We start from the raw sequence: 21822 nt of genomic DNA, 5'->3' as shown, positions 1-21822 counted from the left end.
CACTATTTGGGTATGTTCCGGGCATGATCAACGCCGGAACGACCGTGGAGCGGACGGACGACCCCGCCCCCGCGGTGCACCTCCCCCGGCGCCGTGGCATCGAGCTCGCCCTCATCGTCGTCGCCGTACTGCTGTCCGTGTGCGGCTACTGCGGCGTCGGGCTCGCCAGGCACGGCGCCGTCCCGCCCGGCGCCGCCGGTTACGGCGCCGGGCTCGGCGTGCTCGCGCTGCTGGCGCATCTCGCGGTGCGGCTGCGCGCCCCGTACGCCGATCCGCTGCCGCTGCCGATCGGCGTGCTGCTCAACGGCCTCGGGCTGGTCCTGATCTACCGGCTCGACCTGGAGACCCCGGGCGGCCCGGCGGCCCCCGCCCAGCTCGTGTGGTCCGCGCTGGGCGTGGCCCTGTTCACTGTGACCGTTCTGCTGCTGCGCGACCACCGCATCCTGCAGCGCCACGCCCGCGGCTGCGTGGTCGCCGCGCTGCTGCTGCTCACGCTGCCGATCCTCTTCCCGCCGGTCAACGGCGCCCGGATCTGGATCCGGGCCGCCGGGTTCTCCATCCAGCCGGGCGAGTTCGCGAAGGTGCTGCTGGCGGTGTTCTTCGCCGCGTACCTGGCCTCGGACCAGGGCGGGCCGGCGTTCGCGGGCCGCCGCGTCTGGCGGCTGCGGCTGCCCACCGGCCGGGCCCTCGGCCCGATCCTCACCGTCTGGCTGGTGAGCGTCGGCGTGCTGGTGCTGGAGCGCGACCTGGGCACGTCGCTGCTGTTCTTCGCCCTGTTCGTGGTCCTGCTGTACGTGGCCACCGGCCGCACCGGCTGGATCGCGGTCGGGCTGCTGCTGGCCGCCCTGGGCGCCGTGGCCGTCGGCGTACTGGAGCCGCACGTGCACGACAGGGTCGAGGACTGGCTGCACCCGTTCGCCTCCATCGAGGCCGGCCGGGGCCCCGGCCAGGTCGCGCAGTCGCTGTTCGCCTTCGCCGCGGGCGGCGTCCTCGGCACCGGGCTGGGGCTCGGCCACTCCGTCCTGATCGGCTTCGCCGTCAAGTCGGACTTCATCCTGGCGACCGCGGGCGAGGAGCTGGGCCTGGCGGGCCTGTCCGCGATCTTCATCCTGTACGGCCTGTTCGTGGAGCGCGGCTACCGGGCCGCCCTCGCCACCCGGGACGCCTTCGGCCGGCTCCTCGCGGTGGGCCTCTCCTCGATCATCGCCCTTCAGGTGTTCGTGATCGCGGGCGGGGTTACGGGCCTGATCCCGCTGACGGGCATGGCGATGCCGTTCCTCGCGCAGGGCGGCTCCTCGGTCGTCACCAACTGGGCGATGACGGCGCTGCTGATCCGGCTGAGCGACTCGGCCCGGCGCCCCCGCACCCCGCAGGCGGCGCCGTGACGCGCCACATCCGCCACGCCGCCCTCTTCTGCGCCCTGCTGCTCGTGGCGCTGCTGGTCAACGCCGCCCGCGTCCAGGTCGTACAGGCCCCCTCCTACGACGGCGACCCGGCCGACCGCCGCCCGACCATCGCCCGTTACGGCCAGCCGCGCGGCGACATCCTGGTCGGCGGCGAGGCGGTCACCGGCTCCCGCGACTCCGGCGAGCAGCTCCGCTACGAACGCACGTACGCCAACGGTCCGTTGTACGCGCCCGTCACCGGGTTCGCCTCGCAGAGGTACGGCACGACGCTGCTGGAGCACACCGAGGACGGCGTCCTGTCCGGCACCGATCCGCTGCTCGCGCCGCTGCCGCTGTGGAGCGACCTGACGCGCGCCCGCGCCCCGGGCGGGCACGTCGTCACCACCCTGGACCCGGCCGCGCAGCAGGCGGCGTACGAGGGGCTCGCCGGGCGCAAGGGCGCGGTGGCGGCGATCGAACCGGCGACGGGCAGGGTGCTGGCGCTGGTGTCGGCCCCGTCGTACGACCCCGCGGTGCTGTCCGGGAACGCGGCGTCGACGACGCGGGCGTGGGCGCGGCTGAACGCCGATCCGGACAAGCCGATGCTCAACCGGGCGGTCCGGCAGACGTATCCGCCGGGTTCCACGTTCAAGGTGGTCACCGCCGCGGCCGCGCTGGACGCGGGCGTGGTCGCGGACATCGACGCGCCGACCCGCTCGCCGGACCCGTACACCCTGCCGGGCACCTCGACCTCGCTGACGAACGAGTCCGGCGGCTGCGCCGACGCCTCGCTGCGGAAGGCGTTCGTACGGTCCTGCAACACCGTGTTCGCCAAGCTGGGCGTGGACGTGGGCCGGGCCGCCATGGCACGGACGGCATCGGCCTTCGGCTTCAACGACCCGGCGCTGCGCATCCCCTTCTCCGTGTCGCCGAGCACCTTCGACACCTCGGTGGACCGGGCGCAGCTGGCGCTGTCGTCGATCGGGCAGTACAACACGCGGGCCACGCCGCTGCAGATGGCGATGGTCGCGGCGGCCGTCGCGAACGGGGGGCTGGTACGGCCGCCGTACCTGGTGCGGCGGACGACGACGCACGACGGCGGCCTGGTGTCCCAGACGGTCCCGCAGCCCGCCCGCCGGGCGATGCGGCCGGCGACGGCCGCCCGGCTGAGGGAGCTGATGGAGGACGTCGTGGCGGCGGGCACGGGCCGGAACGCGTTCGTCCCCGGCGCGGTCGTCGGCGGCAAGACCGGCACCGCCCAGCACGGCCTCGGCAACGCCGGCACGCCGTACGCCTGGTTCGTCTCCTGGGCCCGGGGTGAAGGGGACCTGGAGGCGAGGGTGGCGGTCGCGGTGGTCGTGGAGGACGCGTCGGCGAAGCGCCGGGAGATCACCGGGGGCGGGATGGCGGCGCCGATCGCCCGCGCGGTGACGGAAGCGGTGCTGCACTCCCGACCCGACCAGCTCTAGGGGCACCCGGTACGCCACCCTGGGCCGTGCGAATGCGCTGGCCGGGCGAGGGGTCCGTGCGGGAAGCTGCACGCGTGATCGAGCGAGAGGCCGCCGTTCGGGCTGTCGAGGACCAGTTGGAGCGCGACTACCAGCAGTGGCGGGCCGCGGATGCGGACGCGATGCGGATGGCCGTGGTCGACGTCGAGGAGCACGAGCTGGTGTGGATCGTCTCCTGGGCCTCCGAGGAGTTCGTACGCACCCGGAACCCGGGGTTCATGCTGGTCGGCAACGGGCCCTACCTGGTCGACCGGGTCGACGGCGGACTGCACCGGATCGGCGTCGTCTCCGCGCACACCGGGGCGTGGGAGGCCGACTACCGAGCCCGGATACGTGGGCTGCCGGTGCGCACCGCGGTGGACGATCTGCACGACGCGCTCGGCGAAGTCGCCGCCGCGCGCGGACGCATGCACGCCGTGCGGACACTGCGCCAGAGGCTGCCCGTGCTCTCGCCCGCGGAGGCCATCGAATACGTCAGCGCTTTGCTGGACGGTGAGGCACCCGCGCGTCTCGTGGCCGTCGCCACCGAAGAGCTCGTGGAGCCTCTCGACCCGGTATTCGCGGTGAAGACGATTCTGAGCGCGGCGGAAGTCCGAACCGGTCACAGACCCGAGGGGTGACCGAAAGAAGCCAGTCGGCAAGCCGATCGCGCACCCGGTCCCGTTCCTGCCACAACGAAACGGCCCGGCCGCGTTCTAGCCGGACGCTCCGGGCAGTGCCTCCCGGCGGTGCAGCCACTCCGGCGGGACGCCGTCGGCGCCGGTCCGGGCGGCGACGACGCCTCCGGTGATGGCGCAGGTGGTGTCGACGTCGCCGAAGCCCTCGGCGGTGCTCCACAGGGCGGCGGTCAGGTCGTCCGGGTGGCGGGCGGCGGACCAGAGGGCGAACGGCACGGTGTCGTCGGCGCGGACGCGCTGCCCGTTGCCGAGCAGGTCGGAGGCCTTCCAGGGCTCGGTGGCGAAGGGCAGCCGGGCGGCACGCAGGAGCCCGTCCCGCACCGCGCTGTCCGGGGTGAGCGCGGCGACGGCAGCCAGGGTCAGTTCGTGCCGTGCCGACAGCGCCGCCGCCACGGCCACGGCGACCGCCCCGGCGACGCCCTCCGGGTGGGCGTGGGTGACCTCGGCGGACAGCACCGCCTGCTCGACGACGCGCGGGAGGCTGTCGTGGAACCAGGCGCCGAGGGGCGCCACCCGCATCGCGGCGCCGTTGCCCAGGCTGCCCTCCCCGCCGAACAGCCCGCGCGCCAGTTCCGGCCAGCGGTCCGGCTCCGCGAGCAGCCGGGGCAGCAGGTCGTGCATGCCGTGGCCGTAGCCGCGGGCCGGATCGGCGTCGTAGCCGAGCGCGAAGGCCAGGGCGAGGTCCCGCTGCCGGATCTCGCCGTGGTCGTCGAGGACCCGCAGGACGCCCAGCGCCATCGCCGTGTCGTCCGTCCAGTGCCACCGGGGCTCCGGCGGTGTGCGCCGGGCGCGGACCTCCTCGTAGGCCTGGCGCGGGTCGCGGAAGAGGGGGAACCAGCGCTCGCCGAACGCGTCGCCGAGCGACAGTCCTTCGAGGCTGCGGCGGGCGGCGGCACGGTTCGTCGGCGTCATCCGGTCAGCCTCCCACGGCCGCCGTCAGCCCTCGGCTCCGGCTTCGATCGTCTCCTCCACCTCCGCCACGCGCTCCCGTTCCTCCGCCGCGAACCGCTCGGCGTCCAGCCGCTCCGCGATCTCCTCGTCCTGGGCCATCAGCAGATCCAGGTTGGAGTCGCCCATCTCGAACACGCCCATGTCGACATACGCCTGCTGCAGCCGCTTCCCCCACAGCCCGATGTCCTTCACGCACGGCACGATCCGGGAGAACAACAGCTGCCGGAACAGCGCGAGGAACTCGGACCGCTCGCTGAACTCCTCCGCCTCACCCCGCGGAATGCCGAAGTTCTCCAGGACCTCCACGCCCCGCAGCCGGTCCCGCATCAGGTAGCAGCCCTCGATGACGAACTCCTCCCGTTCCCGGAGTTCGGCGTCGCTCAGCTGCCGGTAGTAGTCCCGCAGCGCCATGCGGCCGAAGGCGACGTGCCGGGCCTCGTCCTGCATGACGTAGGCGAGGATCTGCTTGGGCAGCGGCTTGTCGGTGGTGTCCCTGATCATGCCGAAGGCGGCCAGCGCCAGCCCCTCGATCAGCACCTGCATGCCCAGGTAGGGCATGTCCCAGCGCGAGTCCCGCAGGGTGTCCTCGAGCAGCGACCGCAGATTGTCGTTGATCGGGTAGAGCATCCCGATCTTCTCGTGCAGGAAGCGGCCGTAGACCTCGGCGTGCCGGGCCTCGTCCATGGTCTGGGTCGCCGAGTAGAACTTGGCGTCCAGGTCGGGCACGGACTCCACGATCCGCGCCGCGCACACCATCGCGCCCTGCTCACCGTGCAGGAACTGGCTGAACTGCCAGGACGCGTAGTGCTTGCGCAGCTCGCCCTTCTCCCGCTCGGTGAACTTCGCCCAGTATCTGGTGCCGTACAGGGTCATCGCCTCGTCCGGCGTGCCCAGCGGATCGTACGGGTCGACCTCCAGGTCCCAGTCGATCCGCCGCTGCCCGTCCCACTGCTTGTCCTTGCCCTTCTGGTAGAGGGCGAGCAGGCGGTCACGGCCGTCGTCGTACTCCCAGCTGAATCGGGCCGCGCCGCTCGCCGGCACCTGCCAGAGGGAGTCTCCGGGGTCCTTGGCGTACAGGTCGTATGTCGGCATGTCTCGCAGGCTCACACGCGGTAGACGCGGGGTCAACAAGTCGCGCGCAGGGGATTGACGAGCTTGCTGACAGGCAGTCTCATAAGTAGCGATATGACCGCCGGTAACGAAGCGAGGGAACGATGACGACCCTGACGGAAGCCGACGCGCTCGAAGGACTGCGCGACGCGCTCGGACTGCTCAAGGACCGGGAGCAGGTGGCCGAGCGGCTGCTCGCCTCTTCCGCCAAGCACTCCTTCGACCCGGACAAGGAGCTGGACTGGGACGCGCCCTTCGAGGAGGGCAAGTGGTTCTGGCCGCCGGAGCTGGTGTCGCTGTACGACACGCCCATGTGGAAGCGGATGAGCGAGGAACAGCGCATCCTGCTCTCCCAGCACGAGGCCGCGTCCCTGGCCTCGCTCGGCATCTGGTTCGAGCTGATCCTCATGCAGCTCCTGGTCCGGCACATCTACGACAAGTCGGCCACCAGCGCTCACGTCCGCTACGCCCTCACCGAGATCGAGGACGAGTGCCGGCACTCGAAGATGTTCGCCCGCCTGATCTCGCACGGCGGCACCCCCTGGTACCCGGTGAGCCGGACGCACCAACACCTGGGCCGCCTGTTCAAGACGATCTCCACCACGCCCGGCTCCTTCACCGCCACCCTCCTCGGCGAGGAGGTCCTGGACTGGATGCAGCGCCTGACCTTCCCGGACGAGCGCGTCCAGACCCTCATCCGGGGCGTCACCCGCATCCACGTCGTGGAGGAGGCCCGCCACGTCCGCTACGCCCGCGAGGAGCTGCGCCGCCAGATGGTGACCGCCCCGCGCTGGTCGCAGGAGTTCACCCGCGTCACCTCCGGCGAGTTCGCCCGCGTCTTCTCCGTCGCCTTCATCAACCCCGACGTCTACACGAACGTAGGCCTGGACAAGCGCGAGGCCATGGCACAGGTGAAGGCCAGCCCCCACCGCCGCGAGGTCATGCAGACCGGCGCGAAGCGCCTGACGGACTTCCTGGACGACATCGGCGTCCTGCGCGGCGTGGGCCGCCGCCTGTGGAAGTCGTCGGGCCTGCTGGCGTAGCGGCAGCCGCCCGAGCCGTCGCACGACCAGAGGCCGCGGTGAAGCGGTGTCCGGACCATCGCACGACCAGAGGCCGCGCACGGCGGGAAGGGGACGGGACGGGGGTGTTCGCCCGCAGCGGTTGGCGCGTCAACCCCAGTACCTCTCCAGCGCCCGATTCCGCGCCGTTCCGAGGACGGACACCCCCGTCCCGGCCCCGACCCACCCCCCACCGCCCGCGCACCGCGCACCCCCACCAAGCCCGCACAGGCGCCGCAGGCACTGCGCACCCCCACCGAACCCGCGCAGGCCGCCGCAGGCACCCCGCACCCCACCGAAACCGCACAGGCGCCGCAGGCACTGCGCACCCCCACCGAACCCGCGCACGCCGCCGCAGGCACCCCGCACCCCCCGAAACCCGCGCACGCCGCCGCAGGCACCCCGCACCCCCCGAAACCCGCGCAGCCCGCCGCAGCCACCCACCACCCGGGCCTCCGGTTACGCTGCGGTCCATGACCCCCTCGGCCCCCACCCCCGCCTACCGCCGCCTCAGCGTCGAGGAACGCCGCAGCCAGCTCCTGGAGGCCGCGCTCGGCCTCTTCGCGCACCGCGCCCCCGAGGACGTGTCCCTGGACGACGTGGCGGAGGCGGCCGGGGTGTCACGGCCCCTGGTGTACCGGTACTTCCCCGGCGGCAAGCAGCAGCTGTACGAGGCCGCGCTCAGGTCCGCCGCCGACGAGCTCCAGGAGTGCTTCGACGAGCCCCGCGAGGGCCCGCTCCTGCCCCGTCTCGCCCGAGCCCTCGACCGCTACCTCACCTTCGTCGACCAGCACGACGCCGGCTTCAGCGCGCTGCTCCAGGGCGGCAGCGTCGTCTCGACGTCCCGTACCACCGCCATCGTGGACGGCGTACGCCGGGCCGCCGCCGAGCACATCCTCAGCCACCTGGACGTCACCGACCCCGGCCCGCGGCTGCGCATGACGGTCCGGATGTGGATCACCGCGGTCGAGGCGGCCTCCCTGATCTGGCTGGACGAGGACAAGCAGCCGCCCGTCGACGAACTGCGCGACTGGCTCGTCGAGCAGTTCGCCGCGGTCCTGACGGTCACCGCGTCCCGGGACGCGCAGACCGCGGCGCTGGTGCGGACGCTCGCCGAGGATGTCTGACACTGGTCGCGTGAAGAGCGAAGACACCCCCTTCGAGGGCGGCCCGATGGACGGCCGCGTGCTGCCCGTGCTGGTGGGCCCCACCGGGCACCCGCCCAAGACGTACCGTATCCCGGTCCCGGACCCCGACGGCGGCCCGCCCACCGTGCTGGTCTACCGCCGCGTCCCCCGGGGCCACAGCAAGCGGCTGGGCCTGACGCTGGGCTGGAAGTACGAGTACGCCCCCGGTCACCAGGCAGGCCTGAAGTGGCCGTGGTCGAAACCGGACCCCAAGCGAGACACCACGCCGGACGGCACCCCCGACGACACCGACGGGTGACGCGCTTGCGCCGATGCGCGCACACCCGGCGCGCGGACCCGCCGCACCCGTCTGAAGCTCGCGGTGCGGGGTGGAGGGGCCACCCCGCCCCGGAGGTGATGACGTGTCAGGAAGGCTTCTGCGCCTGGCGTGCACGGCGGCGACGGCGGCCGGCACGGCCCTCGCACCGCTGCCCGCCACGACCACAGCCACAGCCACGGCCGCGCCCGCAGCCGCGCCCGCAGCCGCGCCCGCGCCCGAACCCGGCGACCGCACCGTCACCGAACTGCTGACGGACCTTCAAGCCCGCTACCGGCAGGCCGAGCAGGCCACCGAGACCTACAACGCGACCGCCGAGCGGCTCCGCAGGCAGCGCGCCGAGGTGGTCCGCCTGGACGGCGCACTGGCCCGGGCCCGCCTCCGCCTGCACGACAGCCGGGGCGCGGCGGGCCGTCTCGCCCGCCAGGAGTACCAGGACAGCACGGACATCTCCCCCTACGTACGGCTGCTGCTGGCCCGCGACCCGCAGCACGCCCTCGACCAGGGCCATGTGATCGGCCGGCTGGCGCGGGAGCGCGCCGAGACGGTGGGCCGCCTGACCGGCACCGAGAAGAAGGCGGACGACCTGGCCCGCAAGGCCCGCAAGGCCCTCGACGACCAGCTCACCCTCGCCGCCCGGCAGCAGAAGCAGCGCGACGAGGTACGCGCGAAACTCCACGACGTGGAGCAGGCGCTCGCCTCCCTCACCCCCGAACAGCTCAGCAGACTACGCAACTTGGAAGCGGAGAACGTCGACGCGGCGCAGCAGCACCTCACGGCGTCCGGGGCGCTGGGCCCCGAGCGCGCCCCCTCGCCGGAGGGCGACCGTGCCCTGCGCTACGCCACCGAGCAGCTCGGGAAGCCGTACGAGTGGGGCGCCCAGGGACCGGACTCGTACGACTGCTCGGGCCTGACCGCGCAGGCCTGGGCGCAGGCAGGCCGGCCCATCCCCCGGACCAGCCAGGAGCAGTGGGCTCGGCTGCCGAGGATCCCGTTGACGGAACTGCGCCCCGGCGACCTGGTGGTCTACTTCCCCGAGGCGACGCACGTGGCGATGTACCTGGGGAACGGGAAGGTGATCGAGGCTCCGCGGACCGGCGAGCAGGTCGAGGTCTCGCCGGTCGCGTCGTACCCGATCCTCGGAGCCGTACGCCCGGACGGCGACCAGGCCCGTACCCGAACCCCGGACCAGGCCCGTACCCGAACCCCGGACCAGGCCCCCGCCCAAACCCCGGACCAAGCCCAAGACCAGGACCAGGACCAGGCCCAGGACCAAGCCCCCGATCAGGCCCCGGTCACGGAGGCGAGGTAGGCCTCCGTCTTCTCGGGCTCGTAGAAGAAGTTCTCGAAGTCGGCCGGGTTGTTGAACGCGTTGGCGAACCGGTCGGCGACCGGCTGGAGCTGGCCGGCCGCGCCGATGAGGTTCAGCACGTGCTCCGGCGGCGGCGCGAGCATCGCGTTCGTCCACTTGGTGACGTGCTGTGCGGTCTGCCAGTACCGGTCGAACGTGGCCTGCATCCACTCCTCGTCGAACGGCTTGTCCTCGCGTTCGATGATCGAGGCGAGGTAGGCGGCCGCGCACTTGGAGGCGGAGTTGGAGCCCTGCCCGGTGATCGGGTCGTTGGCGACGACGACGTCCGCGACACCGAGAACCAGCCCGCCGCCGGGCAGCCGGCCGATGGGGTTGCGGACGGTGGGCGCGTAGCGGCCGGCGAGCGTGCCGCCGGCGTCGGTCAGCTCGACCTTGGTGGCCCGGTCGTACTCCCAGGGGAGGAACTTCTCCATGAGTTCCAGGGTCAGGGAGAGGTGCTCCCCCGGGTCCTTGACGCCGTTGAAGACGTCGAGCGGGCCGCCGGGTATGCCCTCCCAGAACAGGATGTCCGCGCGGCCGGACGTGGTGAGGGTGGGCATGACGAACAACTCGCCGACGCCGGGCACCAGGTTGCAGCGGACGGCGTCGTAGTGCGGGTGCTCCGGGCGCGGGCCGAGCCCGTGGACGTAGGCCACCGCCAGCGCGCGCTGCGGCTCGCTGTAGGGGGAGCGGGAGGCGTCCCGGCCGAACATCTGCACCAGCTCGCCCTTGCCGGCCGAGACCAGCACCAGGTCGTAGGCGCGGGAGAAGTAGTCGAGGTCGGAGACGGCCGCGCCGTGGATGACGAGCTGGCCGCCGCGCTGCGCGAACGTCTCCATCCAGCCGGACATCTTCACCCGCTGGTCGACCGACTGGGCGTACCCGTCGAGCTTGCCCACCCAGTCGATCGCACGCTGCGACGGTCCGGGCTCGAAGGAGCCCGGGGCCGCCACCGAGACGCCGAGTCCTTCGATCTTCGGGGCCTGGGACTCCCAGAAGTTCAGCTGGAGATCGCGCTCGTGCTGCAGCGCCGTGTGGAACATGCACTGCGTCGACATGACCCGGCCGGTGCGGATCTCGTCCGCCGTCCGGTTCGACATCAGGGTGACCTCGTACCCGTGCGACTGCAGTCCGAGGGCGAGCTGGAGGCCGGACTGGCCGGCTCCGACGACGAGTATCTTCCGCATGCGGGTGGGCTCTCCTAGGTACGACGGAGGGACGACTAGGTACGACGGAGGAACGACGGACGAAGACGGAGGAACGACGGACGAAGACGGAGGTACGACGGACGAAGGCGGAGACGAACGACGGAGGGGACTACGCGGGCGTTTCCTCGAGGGCGTGGGCCACGAGGGACAGCAGGGTCTCGATCACCGAGATCCGGCGCCGCGCGTCCATGATCATGACGGGTATGTGCGCGGGGATGGTCAGCGCCTCCCGCACGTCCTCCGGCTCGAACAGCTCGCTGCCGTCGAAGTGGTTGACCGCGACGACGTACGGCAGTCCGCAGCTCTCGAAGTAGTCCAGTGCCGGGAAGCAGTCCTTCAGCCGACGGGTGTCGGCCAGGACGACGGCGCCGATCGCGCCGCGCACCAGGTCGTCCCACATGAACCAGAACCGCTGCTGGCCCGGCGTGCCGAACAGGTAGAGCACCAGGTCGTCGTCGAGCGTGATGCGGCCGAAGTCCATGGCCACGGTGGTGGTCAGTTTGCCGGGCGTGGCGGTGAGGTCGTCGTGCTCCTCGCTCGCCTCGGTCATCAGGGCCTCGGTCTGGAGGGGCGTGATCTCGGAGACGGTGGTGACCAGCGTGGTCTTGCCCACGCCGAAGCCACCGGCCACGACTATCTTCGTGGCGATCGGTGCACGGGTGCGGTCCGTCTGCCAGGATTTCAGGTCCTCGTCCGGTTCGGCGAGGGGGGAGACGCCATGGGCGGCGTCAGAGACGGCGGAGTCCACTCAGCACCCTTTCCAGCAGAGCGCGGTCCGGACGGCCGGTGCCGTGGCCGGTTCCCGTGCCGTACACGCGGATCTTTCCCTGGTCCGCGAGGTCGCTGAGGAGCACGCGGACCACGCCGAGCGGCATCTTCAGCAGCGCGGCGATCTCGGCCACCGTGCGCATGCGGCGGCACAGTTCGACGATGGCCCGCATCTCCGGCATGACCCGGGTGGTGAGGGAACCATTCGTCAGCTCCTTGCGCTCCTCCGGAGCCTCCAGCGCCGCCACGAACGTCTCCACGAGGAGGACGTGGCCGAAGCGGGTGCGGCCGCCGGTGAGCGAGTAGGGACGGACGCGGGCGGGCTTGCGGTCGCCGCCGCGGACCGGCAGGTGCTTCTTGCTGTTCTTCGGCGCACTGGTCATCGGGGACTCCCCGCGGACTGCGACTCCAGGGATTTTCGTAGCTCGCTGCGGAGTTCGGGCGTCAGCACGTGGCCGGCGCGGCCGACGAACAGGGCCATGTGGTAGGCCACCACGCTCATGTCGCAGTCCGCCGCGCCGTGCACGCCGAGCAGAGAGCCGTCGCTGATCGACATCACGAACAGGCTGCCCTCGTCCATCGCGACCATCGTGTGCTTCACGCCGCCGAAGTCCATCAGCTTGGCGGTGCCGACGGTGAGGCTGCCGATGCCGGAGACGACGGTGGCCAGGTCGGCGGCGGAGCCGCGGGGTCCGCCGGCCGTGCCGGTCTTCGTCTGCCGGGCCTCCTCGTTGCGTCCGGGGTCCGAGGAGAGCAGCAGCAGACCGTCGGAGGAGACCACCGCGACCGACTGGATGCCCGGCACCTCCTCGACGAGGTTGGTCAGCAGCCAGTGCAGGTTACGGGCCTCACTGCTCAGTCCGAAGGTACTGGGCGCGGTCAACTGCTTGCCTCCTCGACTGTGCCCCCCGTGGCTTGTTCGGGTGTGGGTTCCGCTGTCTCCGGCGTCCGGTTCTGGCCGGTCCGTTCAGCGATCTCCGCCGTCACGTCGCGGTATCCGGCCTCCGCCCCCCGACGGAAGCCGCCGAGCCTGCGGCGCAGGGCTTCGGCGTCGACGGAACCGCTCCGGGGGCGTGGAACCTCGGCGGGTGCGGTGATCTTCGGGGTCCGCTTGGGCAGACCCTTGTCGGTGACGGGCTCTTCGTCCGCGGTACGGGTGTGTTCCGCTGCGGCGTCGCCCTCCCCGGGCGCCTTCCGGCCGGCGTCGGCGGCTCCGCTGGTGCCGTCCTCGCGGTCGGGCGCGGACGGCTGCTGCGGGCCTTCCCCGGCGGACGCGGGGTGGGTGTGGGTCGGGGGCTCCTCCTCGGGCGGTGCCGGGAGCAGGAGCTCCATCGTGGTCTCGGCGGGCCGCTCGCGAACCGCTTCCGGCTCGCCGGCGGCGTCAGCGTTCCCCGCGCCGACGCCGGCCTCTCCCCCAGTCTCTCCTGCGGCCCCCGCCGCGGCCGGGTCCGCGCTCTCGTGCGCGGGCCCTTCCGCGGTCTCTTCCAGCGCCTCCGGCACGTCCGGCGCGCCCGCGTCCGGCGCGTCCGGCGCGTCCGGCGCCGGCCGCTCCCCTCGTACGGCCGCTTCCGCGCCGGCGTCGGCGTCGCCCCGCTCGCGCACCGCCTTCTCCGCCAGCGCCACCAGCGGGTCGCCGGAGTCGGAACGGCCGTGCAGCACGTTGGAGTTGGCCTCGGCGTCGGCGCCGGGCAGGGAGAAGGAGGCGGCGCTGCCCGGTGCGGGCGAGGCGGACGCCGGCACGGCGGCCGACGGCGCGGCCGCCAGCAGCGGGGTGGGCAGGACCACGACCGCGGCGACGCCGGCCTGCTTCTGGTCACGCAACTGGACGCGCACGCCGTGCCGGTGGGCGAGGCGGGCGACGACGTAGAGGCCCAGGCCGAGACCGTCCTCGCCCTCCTGGTCGTAGGGCGACTCCGGGTCGAACTCGGCCAGGCGGGCGTTGAGGCGGGTCATCCGCTCGGGGGTCATGCCGATGCCCTCGTCCTGGACGGAGAGCATGACCTCGCCGTTCTCCAGGAGCCAGCCGGAGACCTCGACCGGCAGGTCGGGCGGGGAGAAGGCGGTGGCGTTCTCCATGAGTTCGGCCAGCAGGTGGGACAGGTCGTCGGCGGCGAATCCGGCCACGTGCGCGTGCGGCGGCAGCGCGGCGATGCGGACGCGCTCGTAGCGCTCGATCTCGCTGACCGCGGCGCGGACGACGTCGACGAGCGGCACGGGGCCGGCGTGCTGCTGGACGTGCTCGGTGCCGGCGAGGACGAGGAGGTTCTCGCTGTGCCGGCGCATGACCGTGGCGAAGTGGTCGAGCTTGAACAGGGTGGAGAGGCGGTCGGGGTCCTGCTCCCGCTCCTCCAGGCCCTCGATGACGGCGAGTTGCCGTTCGACCAGGCCGAGCGTGCGCAGGGCGAGGTTGACGAAGGTGCCGCCGATGCTGTCCCGCAGCCGCCCCAGCTGGGCGGCGGAGTCGGCGAGTTCGGAGCGCAGCTCCTCGCGGGCGTCCGCCATCTTCTGCCGCTGGCCGACCAGGTGCTTGCGGTCGGCCTCCAGGGTGGCGATGCGCTCGTGGAGCGCGACGGCGCGCGCGTGCAGGGCGTTGACGGAGCAGACGACCTGGGCGAACTCGTCGTTCCGGCCGGTGAACTTGACGGGTTCCTCGGCGGTCGGGTCCTCGGCCTGCGCGAGCCGGGCCGAGCCGAGGCGCAGCACGGCGAGCGGACGGGTCAGCGTGCGGGCCATGGCGGTGGCGACGCCGACGGCGAGCAGCATGAGGGCGCCGAGGACGGCGATGCGGAGTTCCAGCGCGGTGACGTCGTCGTCGCGGAGCTGGGCGAGGTCCTTGGTGCGGCGCTCGTACAGGGCGGACTCCACGCCGCGCATCGCGTCGATGCGGGCGGACAGCGCGGCGTCGAGCTTCCCGGTGCTGGTGCCGAGGTCGGAGTCGGACAGCGTCGGCTGGTCGGTGAGGGAGGCGAGGTACTTCTCCGCGGAGTTCACCTCGGGACCGGTGACGGTGGAGTCGTACGACGTCAGGGCGGCCTTGGCGGCGCTCTCGCGGAAGCCGGCGAGGGCGGCGTCGGAGCGCAGGCGGGCCTGGACCGCGGCGGAGGTCAGGGCGTCGCGCTGCTTGGCGTCGGCGGACGTGGACGTGGTGGTCGTCGTGGGCAGGCCGGTGACCGGGCTGATGACGGTCTGCGAGGTCGTGGGCACGTTCAGCGCCGCCAGCAGCAGCCCGCGGGTGGCGGCGGCCTGCTGTACGGCGGAGTCGAGCTCGGCGAGGGCGTACGCGCCCGATCCGGCGCGCGGCGGCATCTGCTCGGCCAGCCGCTCGGCGAGCCGGTGCAGCTCGGTGACGGCGCCGGAGTAGGCGTCGTGCGCCTCCAGGGCGCTGCTCTTGCCGGTGAGCGCGGCCCGGCGCAGGGCGGCGATGCCGTCGAGGTCGCCGCGCAGGGAGGCGGGGACGTCCGGGTCGGCGCGCAGTTCCTCGACCTGCCGGTCGACGCGGGCGCTGCGCTGCTCGGTGGGCGCCTTCGTCTTGGGCCGCCCGGCGGCGATGTACGACGTCACCTCGTCCCGCTCGTCGGCGAGGGCGTGGGCGAGAGCGAGGGCGTCCTGGGTCTGCTCGGCGAGGGTGACCAGGTCCTGGGAGTCCTTCAGCTGAGCGGAGGCGGCCAGGACGGCGGGGGCGCCGGCCCCGGCTATGGCGGCCGCGACGACCGCCACGGCGACGATGAGCCGGTTGCGCACGTGGGTGCGCCGGCCCTTTCCGGTGACGGTGTCGGGAGTGCCGGGCGTGCGCTCCGCGCCCGCTGCGGGGTCCGTCTGCTTGCCTGTGCGACGAGGCCGCGTCTTCTGCACCGGTGCTCGCATTCCTGACTCGTGTTACCCATGGGCCCGGGTGACGTTGCGTCAGCAGGTGCCGACTGCGCGTGTGCCCGGTACGGTCCCCGACCCTCCCAGTGCCGGTGGGCGGTGGCCGCGCATCACCTGACCCGCCACCCGAAGGAGTGAACATCGGAGGGGAGTTGGCGGGCAAGTTCCTCTGACCGTTGCACCGGTCCTGTGCGGTGGGCCGGTTGGACGTCTGCGGCGGGCAGTGGCAATATTTGCCGCCACGCATTCCCGGAGCGGCGAATTCCCCCGCAAAACAGACGCCTGACCTGCGAGGTGGTGTCGGCCCTGCGGCGATTGCCAGCCTTTCGTGAACCCCGTGAAGGGCTCGTGCAGACTGGCTGAATGCGTACGGAACTTGTCTCGGAGCCGGGCGACCACACCCTCGCCAACGAGGACTTCGCCGCTGTCGTCCTGCCCGCTTCGGGACAGGGTGGCGCCCTGGTGGTCCTGGACGGAGTGACGCCGCCGAAGGGTGGCACCGGGTGTCTGCATTCGGTCCCCTGGTACACCGCGCGGCTGGGCGGGGCGCTGACCGAACTGACCCTTTCCCTCCCGGATGTTCCGCTCTCGCAGGCCCTGTCCCGGGCCATCACGCGCACCGCCGAGTCACACACGCAAACCTGTGACCTTTCTCACCCACGGACACCGCAGGCGACGGTGGTCGTGGCGCGCTGGTCGACGCGGAAGGTGGAGTACCTGGTCCTGTCGGACTCCGTCCTGCTGGTGGAGTCGCCGGACGGTTCGGTCACGGCCCTGCTGGACGACCGGCTGGCGCGGCTGCCCCGGTCCGCCCTGGCGACGGACGCCCTGGTCGACGCCCACGTCCGCAACAAGGAGGGCGGGTTCTTCACGGCGGCGGCTGATCCGTCGGTGGCGGACCGGGCGGTGACGGGGGTGCTGCGGCGGGACCGGGTGCGGGCGCTGGCCGCGCTGACGGACGGGGCGGCGAGGTGGGTGGAGCGGTTCGGGGAAGGAGACTGGACGGACTGCCTGAGACTCGTGCGCGAGCACGGCGCCCGGGCGCTGCTGAACCGCGTACGCGCCCTGGAGTCGGCCGACACCCAGCGGGCGTTCCTGGGCCGCGCCAAGACACACGACGACGCGACGGTGGTGTACGCGGAGCTGTGACCCGGCCACCCCGGCCACGCGCCGACCCGGCCACGCGCCGATCCGGCCGACGAGTTCCACGGCTGCCCGGCCACGACCGCACCACCACGCGACCACGCGACCACGCGACCACGCGACCGTACGACAGGACCGCGCGACCGCACGACCGGAGAGGACGGCACGAGGCGCATGTCCCTGCCCAGCATCCTGGCGGTCTTCGCGCACCCGGACGACGAGTCCCTGTCGGCCGGCGGGCTGCTCGCACGGCAGGCGGCGGCCGGCGCCCGGACCGCGGTGGTCACGGCGACCTGGGCGGCGGGCACCTGGCGCGCCGGCGAACTGGCCGACGCGCTGCGCATCCTCGGCGCCGCTCCCCCGCGCCTGCTCGGCTACGCGGACGCCCGCGTCCCGCAGTCGGCGCCCGGCGCGGCACGGTGGTGCGACGCGCCGCTCGACGAGGCGGTGGGCCGACTGGTCGCACACGTGCGGGAGTTCCGCCCGGACATCGTCGTCACCCACGACCCCTGCGGCGGGCTGACCGGCCATCCCGACCATGTCCACACCCACCGGGTGACCGTGCTCGCGGCCCAGGCCGCCGGGCTGGCCGGCCTCCATCCGGACGCCGGCGCCCCCTGGCGGCCGGACTCGGTCCTCCTGGCCACCCACCCCGACTCGGCCGCGCGGGACCTGGGCGCCCGTCTGGTCCGCTCGGGGCGGGCCCTGTACAGCGTTCCGGACGTCTGGGTCGGCCTGACCGTCGACGTCCGTCCGTGGCTGGAGCGGAAGATCGCCGCTGTCATGGCCCACCGCAGCGAGGTGGCGCGGGGAGCCCTGCCGGGGCGGCTGGCCGCCCTGCCCGCGGCGGAACGGGAGGAGCTGCTGGCCACCGAGTGGTACGTGCGCCACCCGCTCGCCCCGGCCGCGGCGCATGCCGGACGGGACGCGCTCGGGTCTCGGGCTACCGTTCCATTCCCCGGTTCAACTGACCGAGCAGCCGGGCCAGTTCGGCCACTTCCCGGCGGTCCCAGTGGGCCAGCTGACTGACGTAGCGGGCGCGGCGGGCCTCGCGGACCTTGCCGACCCGGCCGCGGCCCTCCTCGGTGAGGTGAACCAGCCAGGCCCGTCCGTCGGCGGGGTCGGGCTCGCGGGCGACCAGGCCCAGCTCCTCGAGGGCGCGCAGCTGGCGGGACATGGTGGCCTTGCCCACGCCGATGTAGGCGGCCAGTTCCGTCGCCCGCTGGCGGCCGTGCTCCTCCAGCCGCACGAGGAGGCCGTAGGCGGCCGGTTCCAGGTCCGGGTGGACCTCGCGGGCCATCTCGCCCTGGCTGGCGCGGGCGCGCCGCAGCAGAACCGTCAGTTCGCGCTCCAGGGACAGGTATTCCTGGTCCGCACCACTCGGTGACGCCTGCGACTCCGCTCGGCGTCCGCCGCCGTTTCCGCCTTCGTGCACGTCAGTTCCTGCCTCGGTTTTCCCGGTCCTGAAAGTTTCCGCCGAACGCCGTCATCGCCGCAGCTCGGCAAGTATTTCGCAGGCTTAGACCAACGGCAGCCTCCGGTCCCTCTTCCCAGCCCGCGGTCTACGTGCGTAGCTTCTTCAACGGGGGACTGATGGCATGCTCACGCCATTCCTGGGCGCCCGGCCGGTCAGCGCCGGCGCCTTCCAGCACCTCGCCGCACCTCCCCCGCACCTCCCACGCACCTCGCCGCACCTCCCACGCACCTCCCGCACCCTCCCCCCCCCACCACCACCGAGCATCACCGAGCCTTCGGAGGCACGTCATGCCCGTGCACAGACCCGGACCGCTCCTCCCCCGGCGCCTCTTCCTCGTCGGGCTCCTGCTCGCCGCACTCTCCCTCGCCCTCGCCGTGCCGGCGTCCGCCGCGGGCACGCCCGCCCGCGGCTCCGCGTACATGGGCATGGGCGTCCTGGCCCACGACGGCAGCGACGGCGCCCCCAGCACCGGCGACGCCACCCAGACGGAGGGCGTCGACGTGGCCGGTTACCAGGGCAACGTCGCCTGGTCGACCCTGTGGAGCAGCGGGGTCAAGTGGGCGTACACCAAGGCCACCGAGGGGACGTACTACACGAACCCCTACTTCGCACAGCAGTACAACGGCTCGTACAACGTGGGCATGATCCGCGGCGCGTACCACTTCGCGACCCCGGACACCACCAGCGGCGCGACCCAGGCCAACTACTTCGTGGACCACGGCGGCGGCTGGTCCGGGGACGGCAAGACCCTCCCGGGCGCGCTCGACATCGAGTGGAACCCCTACGGCGCCGCCTGCTACGGCAAGTCGACCAGCGCCATGGTCAGTTGGATCGCCGACTTCCTCAACACGTACAAGTCCCGCACCGGCCGCGACGCCGTGATCTACACGGCCACCAGCTGGTGGACCCAGTGCACCGGCAACTACGGCGGCTTCGCCGCCGCCAACCCGCTGTGGATCGCGCGGTACGCCTCCGACCCGGGGACGCTGCCGGCCGGATGGTCGTACTACACGATGTGGCAGTACACCTCGTCCGGGCCGACCGTCGGCGACCACGACAAGTTCAACGGCGCGCTCGACCGGGTGCAGGCGCTCGCCACCGGCTGACGCCCCGCCCCGCACGCTGACGCCTCGCTCGGCACAGGGTGAAGACCCGGGCCCCCTCACGAGAACCCGGGCCTTCCCCGATCCGGCAGCGTCCGTCACGCCGCCACCGGAACCTCCGACTCCGCGCCGCTCGTGGCGGGCGCGAGGGCCAGCTCGAGGACCTGGCGGACGTCGGTGACGGCGTGCACGTCGAGCTTGTCCAGCACCTCCGCGGGGACGTCGTCCAGGTCGGGCTCGTTGCGCTTGGGGATGATGACCGTGGTCACGCCCGCCCGCTGCGCCGCGAGCAGCTTCTGCTTCACCCCGCCGATCGGCAGGACGCGGCCGGTCAGCGAGACCTCACCGGTCATCGCCACGTCGGTGCGGACCAGCCGGCCGGACAGCAGCGAGGCCAGCGCGGTCGTCATCGTGATGCCGGCGCTCGGGCCGTCCTTGGGGACCGCGCCGGCCGGGAAGTGGATGTGCACGCCCCGGTCCTTCAGGTCCGCCACCGGCAGCTCCAGCTCGGCTCCGTGGCTGCGCAGGAAACTCAGCGCGATCTGCGCCGACTCCTTCATCACGTCGCCCAGCTGACCGGTCAGGGTCAGGCCCGCCGCGCCCGTCTCCGGGTCCGCGAGGGACGCCTCGACGAACAGGACGTCACCGCCGGCCCCGGTGACCGCCAGGCCCGTAGCCACGCCGGGCACCGCGGTACGGCGCTCGGCCGGGTCCTGGGCCGCCTCCGGCACGTGGTGCGGCCGGCCGATCAGGTCGCGCAGATCGTCCGCGCGAACGGTGAACGGCAGCTCCCGCTCGCCGAGTTCGTGCTGCGCGGCGATCTTGCGCAGCAGCCGGGCGATCGACCGCTCCAGAGTGCGCACGCCCGCCTCGCGCGTGTACTCGCCGGCGAGCTTGCGCAGCGCGCTCTCGTCCAGCGTCACCTCGTCCTCGGCGAGGCCGGCCCGCTCCAGCTGGCGCGGGAGCAGGTGGTCGCGGGCGATGACGACCTTCTCGTCCTCGGTGTAACCGTCCAGGCGTACCAGTTCCATACGGTCCAGGAGGGCCTCCGGGATGGCCTCCAGGACGTTGGCGGTGGCGAGGAAGACGACGTCGGACAGGTCGAGTTCGACCTCCAGGTAGTGGTCGCGGAAGGTGTGGTTCTGCGCCGGGTCCAGGACTTCGAGGAGGGCCGCCGCGGGGTCGCCGCGGAAGTCGGAGCCGACCTTGTCGATCTCGTCCAGCAGGACGACCGGGTTCATCGATCCGGCCTCCTTGATCGCGCGGACGATCCGGCCGGGCAGCGCGCCGACGTAGGTGCGCCGGTGACCGCGGATCTCCGCCTCGTCGCGGACGCCGCCGAGGGCGACGCGGACGAACTTGCGGCCCATGGCGTGCGCCACGGACTCGCCGAGCGAGGTCTTGCCGACGCCGGGCGGGCCGACCAGGGCCAGTACGGCGCCTCCGCGCCGGCCGCCGACGACGCCCAGGCCCCGGTCGGCGCGGCGCTTGCGGACCGCGAGGTACTCGGTGATCCGCTCCTTCACGTCCTCCAGACCGGCGTGCTCGGCGTCCAGGACCGCCTTGGCGCCCTGGATGTCGTAGGCGTCCTCGGTGCGCTCGTTCCACGGCAGTTCGAGGACGGTGTCGAGCCAGGTGCGGATCCAGGAGCCCTCGGGCGACTGGTCGGAGGACCGCTCCAGCTTGTCGACCTCCTTCAGAGCGGCCTCGCGGACCTTCTCCGGCAGGTCGGCGGCCTCGACGCGGGCGCGGTAGTCGTCGGACTCGTCGCCCTCCTTCTCGCCGTTGAGCTCGCGCAGCTCCTTGCGGACGGCCTCCAGCTGACGGCGCAACAGGAACTCCCGCTGCTGCTTGTCGACGCCTTCCTGGACGTCCTTGGCGATGGTCTCGGCGACATCCTGCTCGGCGAGGTGGTCGCGCAGCTGCTGGGTGGCCAGCTTCAGGCGGGCGACCGGGTCGGTGGTCTCCAGGAGCTGGAGCTTCTGCTCGGTGGTGAGGAAGGGCGAGTAGCCGGAGTTGTCGGCGAGCGCGGAGACGTCGTCGATGGCCTGGACCCGGTCGACGACCTGCCAGGCGCCGCGCTTGCGCAGCCAGGCGGTGGCGAGCGCCTTGTACTCCTTGACCAGTTCGGCCGCGTGCCCCGGCAGGGGGTCGGGCACCTTCTCGTCGATCCGCGTGCCCTCGACCCACAGCGCCGCGCCCGGGCCGGTGGTGCCCGCGCCGATCCGCACGCGGCCACGGCCGCGGATCAGCGCGCCCGGGTCACCGTCGGCCAGCCGGCCGACCTGCTCGACGGTGCCGAGCACACCGGTGCCCGCGTAGGTCCCGTCGACGCGGGGCACCAGGAGAACCCTGGGCTTCCCCGGCTCGGAGCGGGCGGCGGCCTGGGCGGCCTCCACCGCGGCGCGCACGTCGGCGTCGCTCAGGTCCAGCGGAACCACCATGCCGGGCAGCACGACCTCGTCGTCGAGCGGCAGCACAGGCAGGGCGAGCGGTGTGAACGCCTCGGACTCAGCAGCCATGATCTCCCCTTCGGCAGTCAAGTTGAGCTATGCCGACTCAATGCTCGGCGGCATGCCGTTGTTCCCCGGAGGGTGTTCGCCGAGAGCGATCACCGCGGCCGGAGGCCGGCGTACGCCGTGAAGAGGACCGGAGACCGTCCGCCGGGCGGGTGCCCTTGGCGGACGCCGGACGGGGGTGCCCGGCGGGCGCCGGGCGGGGGTGCCCGGCGGGCGCCGGGCGGGGGTGC

General features: G+C 72.9%; 19 protein-coding genes. 10 read left to right on the top strand and 9 right to left on the bottom strand.

The features are described 5' to 3' along the window. Positions 1 to 23 precede the first annotated feature (23 nt). The 3 genes from AB0G63_RS27805 (at position 24) to AB0G63_RS27795 (ending at position 3513) form a co-directional block, all read left to right on the top strand. Positions 24 to 1385: an FtsW/RodA/SpoVE family cell cycle protein gene (locus tag AB0G63_RS27805; protein WP_360755472.1), complete on the top strand. Its 1362-nt coding sequence runs from the start codon at positions 24 to 26 to the stop codon at positions 1383 to 1385. After that, the gene (locus AB0G63_RS27800) at positions 1382 to 2854 is read left to right on the top strand and encodes a penicillin-binding transpeptidase domain-containing protein (protein ID WP_360755468.1); all 1473 of its coding nucleotides are present in this window, start codon (positions 1382 to 1384) and stop codon (positions 2852 to 2854) included. The genes AB0G63_RS27805 and AB0G63_RS27800 overlap by 4 nt, the downstream gene beginning before the upstream one ends. 74 nt (positions 2855 to 2928) lie before the next feature. Continuing rightward, complete coding sequence (locus AB0G63_RS27795; protein ID WP_360755465.1) at positions 2929 to 3513, top strand: YrhB domain-containing protein; 585 nt, start codon at positions 2929 to 2931, stop codon at positions 3511 to 3513. Between the two features lie 75 nt (positions 3514 to 3588). On the opposite strand, the gene AB0G63_RS27790 is transcribed toward AB0G63_RS27795, so the two are convergent. After that, positions 3589 to 4482 carry an ADP-ribosylglycohydrolase family protein gene (locus AB0G63_RS27790; RefSeq protein WP_360755462.1) on the bottom strand — a complete coding sequence of 298 codons (894 nt, stop codon included), beginning with the start codon at positions 4480 to 4482 and terminating at the stop codon, positions 3589 to 3591. 24 nt (positions 4483 to 4506) lie between these two features. After that, positions 4507 to 5613, bottom strand: a complete 1107-nt coding sequence (locus tag AB0G63_RS27785) for a ferritin-like domain-containing protein (RefSeq protein WP_360755459.1) — start codon at positions 5611 to 5613, stop codon at positions 4507 to 4509. A 122-nt stretch (positions 5614 to 5735) separates the two neighbouring features. Here AB0G63_RS27785 and AB0G63_RS27780 point away from each other — a divergent pair, with 122 nt between their 5' ends. The 4 genes from AB0G63_RS27780 to AB0G63_RS27765 all read left to right on the top strand — a co-directional run bounded on the left by AB0G63_RS27780 (position 5736) and on the right by AB0G63_RS27765 (position 9468). Then, positions 5736 to 6674 (top strand): diiron oxygenase, encoded by a 939-nt coding sequence (locus AB0G63_RS27780; protein WP_360755457.1) that lies wholly within the window; start codon positions 5736 to 5738, stop codon positions 6672 to 6674. Between the two features lie 491 nt (positions 6675 to 7165). Continuing rightward, positions 7166 to 7819, top strand: a complete 654-nt coding sequence (locus AB0G63_RS27775; RefSeq protein ID WP_360755454.1) for a TetR/AcrR family transcriptional regulator — start codon at positions 7166 to 7168, stop codon at positions 7817 to 7819. Beyond that, entirely contained in the window at positions 7812 to 8138 is a 327-nt protein-coding gene (locus tag AB0G63_RS27770) for a hypothetical protein (protein ID WP_360755452.1), read from the top strand. The genes AB0G63_RS27775 and AB0G63_RS27770 overlap by 8 nt, the downstream gene beginning before the upstream one ends. 103 nt (positions 8139 to 8241) lie before the next feature. Beyond that, the gene (locus tag AB0G63_RS27765; RefSeq protein ID WP_360755450.1) at positions 8242 to 9468 is read left to right on the top strand and encodes a C40 family peptidase; all 1227 of its coding nucleotides are present in this window, start codon (positions 8242 to 8244) and stop codon (positions 9466 to 9468) included. Here AB0G63_RS27765 and AB0G63_RS27760 read toward each other — a convergent pair. The 5 genes from AB0G63_RS27760 to AB0G63_RS27740 form a co-directional block, all read right to left on the bottom strand. Then, the gene (locus AB0G63_RS27760; protein ID WP_360755447.1) at positions 9441 to 10694 is read right to left on the bottom strand and encodes a styrene monooxygenase/indole monooxygenase family protein; all 1254 of its coding nucleotides are present in this window, start codon (positions 10692 to 10694) and stop codon (positions 9441 to 9443) included. The two genes, AB0G63_RS27765 and AB0G63_RS27760, sit on opposite strands and share 28 nt — an antisense overlap. Before the next feature lie 130 nt (positions 10695 to 10824). Further along, positions 10825 to 11463, bottom strand: a complete 639-nt coding sequence (locus AB0G63_RS27755) for an ATP/GTP-binding protein (protein ID WP_360755444.1) — start codon at positions 11461 to 11463, stop codon at positions 10825 to 10827. After that, a complete protein-coding gene (locus AB0G63_RS27750; protein ID WP_360755441.1) occupies positions 11444 to 11866 on the bottom strand; it encodes a DUF742 domain-containing protein in 423 nt (140 codons plus the stop codon). Before AB0G63_RS27750 ends, AB0G63_RS27755 begins: the two co-directional genes overlap by 20 nt. Continuing rightward, positions 11863 to 12366 carry a roadblock/LC7 domain-containing protein gene (locus AB0G63_RS27745; protein ID WP_360755437.1) on the bottom strand — a complete coding sequence of 168 codons (504 nt, stop codon included), beginning with the start codon at positions 12364 to 12366 and terminating at the stop codon, positions 11863 to 11865. Before AB0G63_RS27745 ends, AB0G63_RS27750 begins: the two co-directional genes overlap by 4 nt. Further along, positions 12363 to 15335 carry a nitrate- and nitrite sensing domain-containing protein gene (locus tag AB0G63_RS27740; RefSeq protein WP_360755434.1) on the bottom strand — a complete coding sequence of 991 codons (2973 nt, stop codon included), beginning with the start codon at positions 15333 to 15335 and terminating at the stop codon, positions 12363 to 12365. The genes AB0G63_RS27745 and AB0G63_RS27740 overlap by 4 nt, the downstream gene beginning before the upstream one ends. A 378-nt stretch (positions 15336 to 15713) precedes the next feature. Between AB0G63_RS27740 and AB0G63_RS27735 the strand changes: the two genes are divergently transcribed. Both AB0G63_RS27735 and AB0G63_RS27730 read left to right on the top strand, forming a co-directional pair. Next, positions 15714 to 16499: a protein phosphatase 2C domain-containing protein gene (locus AB0G63_RS27735; protein ID WP_360755431.1), complete on the top strand. Its 786-nt coding sequence runs from the start codon at positions 15714 to 15716 to the stop codon at positions 16497 to 16499. 168 nt (positions 16500 to 16667) lie between these two features. Next, the gene (locus tag AB0G63_RS27730) at positions 16668 to 17522 is read left to right on the top strand and encodes a PIG-L deacetylase family protein (protein WP_360755428.1); all 855 of its coding nucleotides are present in this window, start codon (positions 16668 to 16670) and stop codon (positions 17520 to 17522) included. Here the strand turns inward: AB0G63_RS27730 and AB0G63_RS27725 are convergent. Beyond that, positions 17437 to 17928 carry a MarR family transcriptional regulator gene (locus tag AB0G63_RS27725; protein WP_360755425.1) on the bottom strand — a complete coding sequence of 164 codons (492 nt, stop codon included), beginning with the start codon at positions 17926 to 17928 and terminating at the stop codon, positions 17437 to 17439. The genes AB0G63_RS27730 and AB0G63_RS27725 overlap by 86 nt on opposite strands. Before the next feature lie 329 nt (positions 17929 to 18257). Here AB0G63_RS27725 and AB0G63_RS27720 point away from each other — a divergent pair, with 329 nt between their 5' ends. Then, entirely contained in the window at positions 18258 to 19076 is an 819-nt protein-coding gene (locus tag AB0G63_RS27720; protein WP_360755422.1) for a lysozyme, read from the top strand. Positions 19077 to 19171: 95 nt separating this feature from the next. Here the strand turns inward: AB0G63_RS27720 and lon are convergent, their stop codons facing one another. Further along, a complete protein-coding gene (lon, locus tag AB0G63_RS27715; protein ID WP_360755420.1) occupies positions 19172 to 21595 on the bottom strand; it encodes an endopeptidase La in 2424 nt (807 codons plus the stop codon). Positions 21596 to 21822: the final 227 nt, after the last annotated feature.

Source organism: Streptomyces sp. NPDC020996 (genome assembly GCF_040641355.1).
Taxonomy (GTDB): Bacteria; Actinomycetota; Actinomycetes; order Streptomycetales; family Streptomycetaceae; genus Streptomyces.
The sequence above is the reverse complement of the archived record's forward strand: the minus strand, read 5'-3'. Positions and strand labels throughout refer to the sequence as shown.

Coding starts and splice junctions, on each gene's coding strand:
- AB0G63_RS27805 (WP_360755472.1), top strand. CDS start 24: ATGATCAACGCCGGAACGACCGTGGAGCGGACGGACGACCCCGCCCCC.
- AB0G63_RS27790 (WP_360755462.1), bottom strand. CDS start 4,482: ATGACGCCGACGAACCGTGCCGCCGCCCGCCGCAGCCTCGAAGGACTG.
- AB0G63_RS27785 (WP_360755459.1), bottom strand. CDS start 5,613: ATGCCGACATACGACCTGTACGCCAAGGACCCCGGAGACTCCCTCTGG.
- AB0G63_RS27780 (WP_360755457.1), top strand. CDS start 5,736: ATGACGACCCTGACGGAAGCCGACGCGCTCGAAGGACTGCGCGACGCG.
- AB0G63_RS27775 (WP_360755454.1), top strand. CDS start 7,166: ATGACCCCCTCGGCCCCCACCCCCGCCTACCGCCGCCTCAGCGTCGAG.
- AB0G63_RS27770 (WP_360755452.1), top strand. CDS start 7,812: ATGTCTGACACTGGTCGCGTGAAGAGCGAAGACACCCCCTTCGAGGGC.
- AB0G63_RS27760 (WP_360755447.1), bottom strand. CDS start 10,694: ATGCGGAAGATACTCGTCGTCGGAGCCGGCCAGTCCGGCCTCCAGCTC.
- AB0G63_RS27750 (WP_360755441.1), bottom strand. CDS start 11,866: ATGACCAGTGCGCCGAAGAACAGCAAGAAGCACCTGCCGGTCCGCGGC.
- AB0G63_RS27735 (WP_360755431.1), top strand. CDS start 15,714: ATGCGTACGGAACTTGTCTCGGAGCCGGGCGACCACACCCTCGCCAAC.
- AB0G63_RS27730 (WP_360755428.1), top strand. CDS start 16,668: ATGTCCCTGCCCAGCATCCTGGCGGTCTTCGCGCACCCGGACGACGAG.
- AB0G63_RS27720 (WP_360755422.1), top strand. CDS start 18,258: ATGCCCGTGCACAGACCCGGACCGCTCCTCCCCCGGCGCCTCTTCCTC.
- lon (WP_360755420.1), bottom strand. CDS start 21,595: ATGGCTGCTGAGTCCGAGGCGTTCACACCGCTCGCCCTGCCTGTGCTG.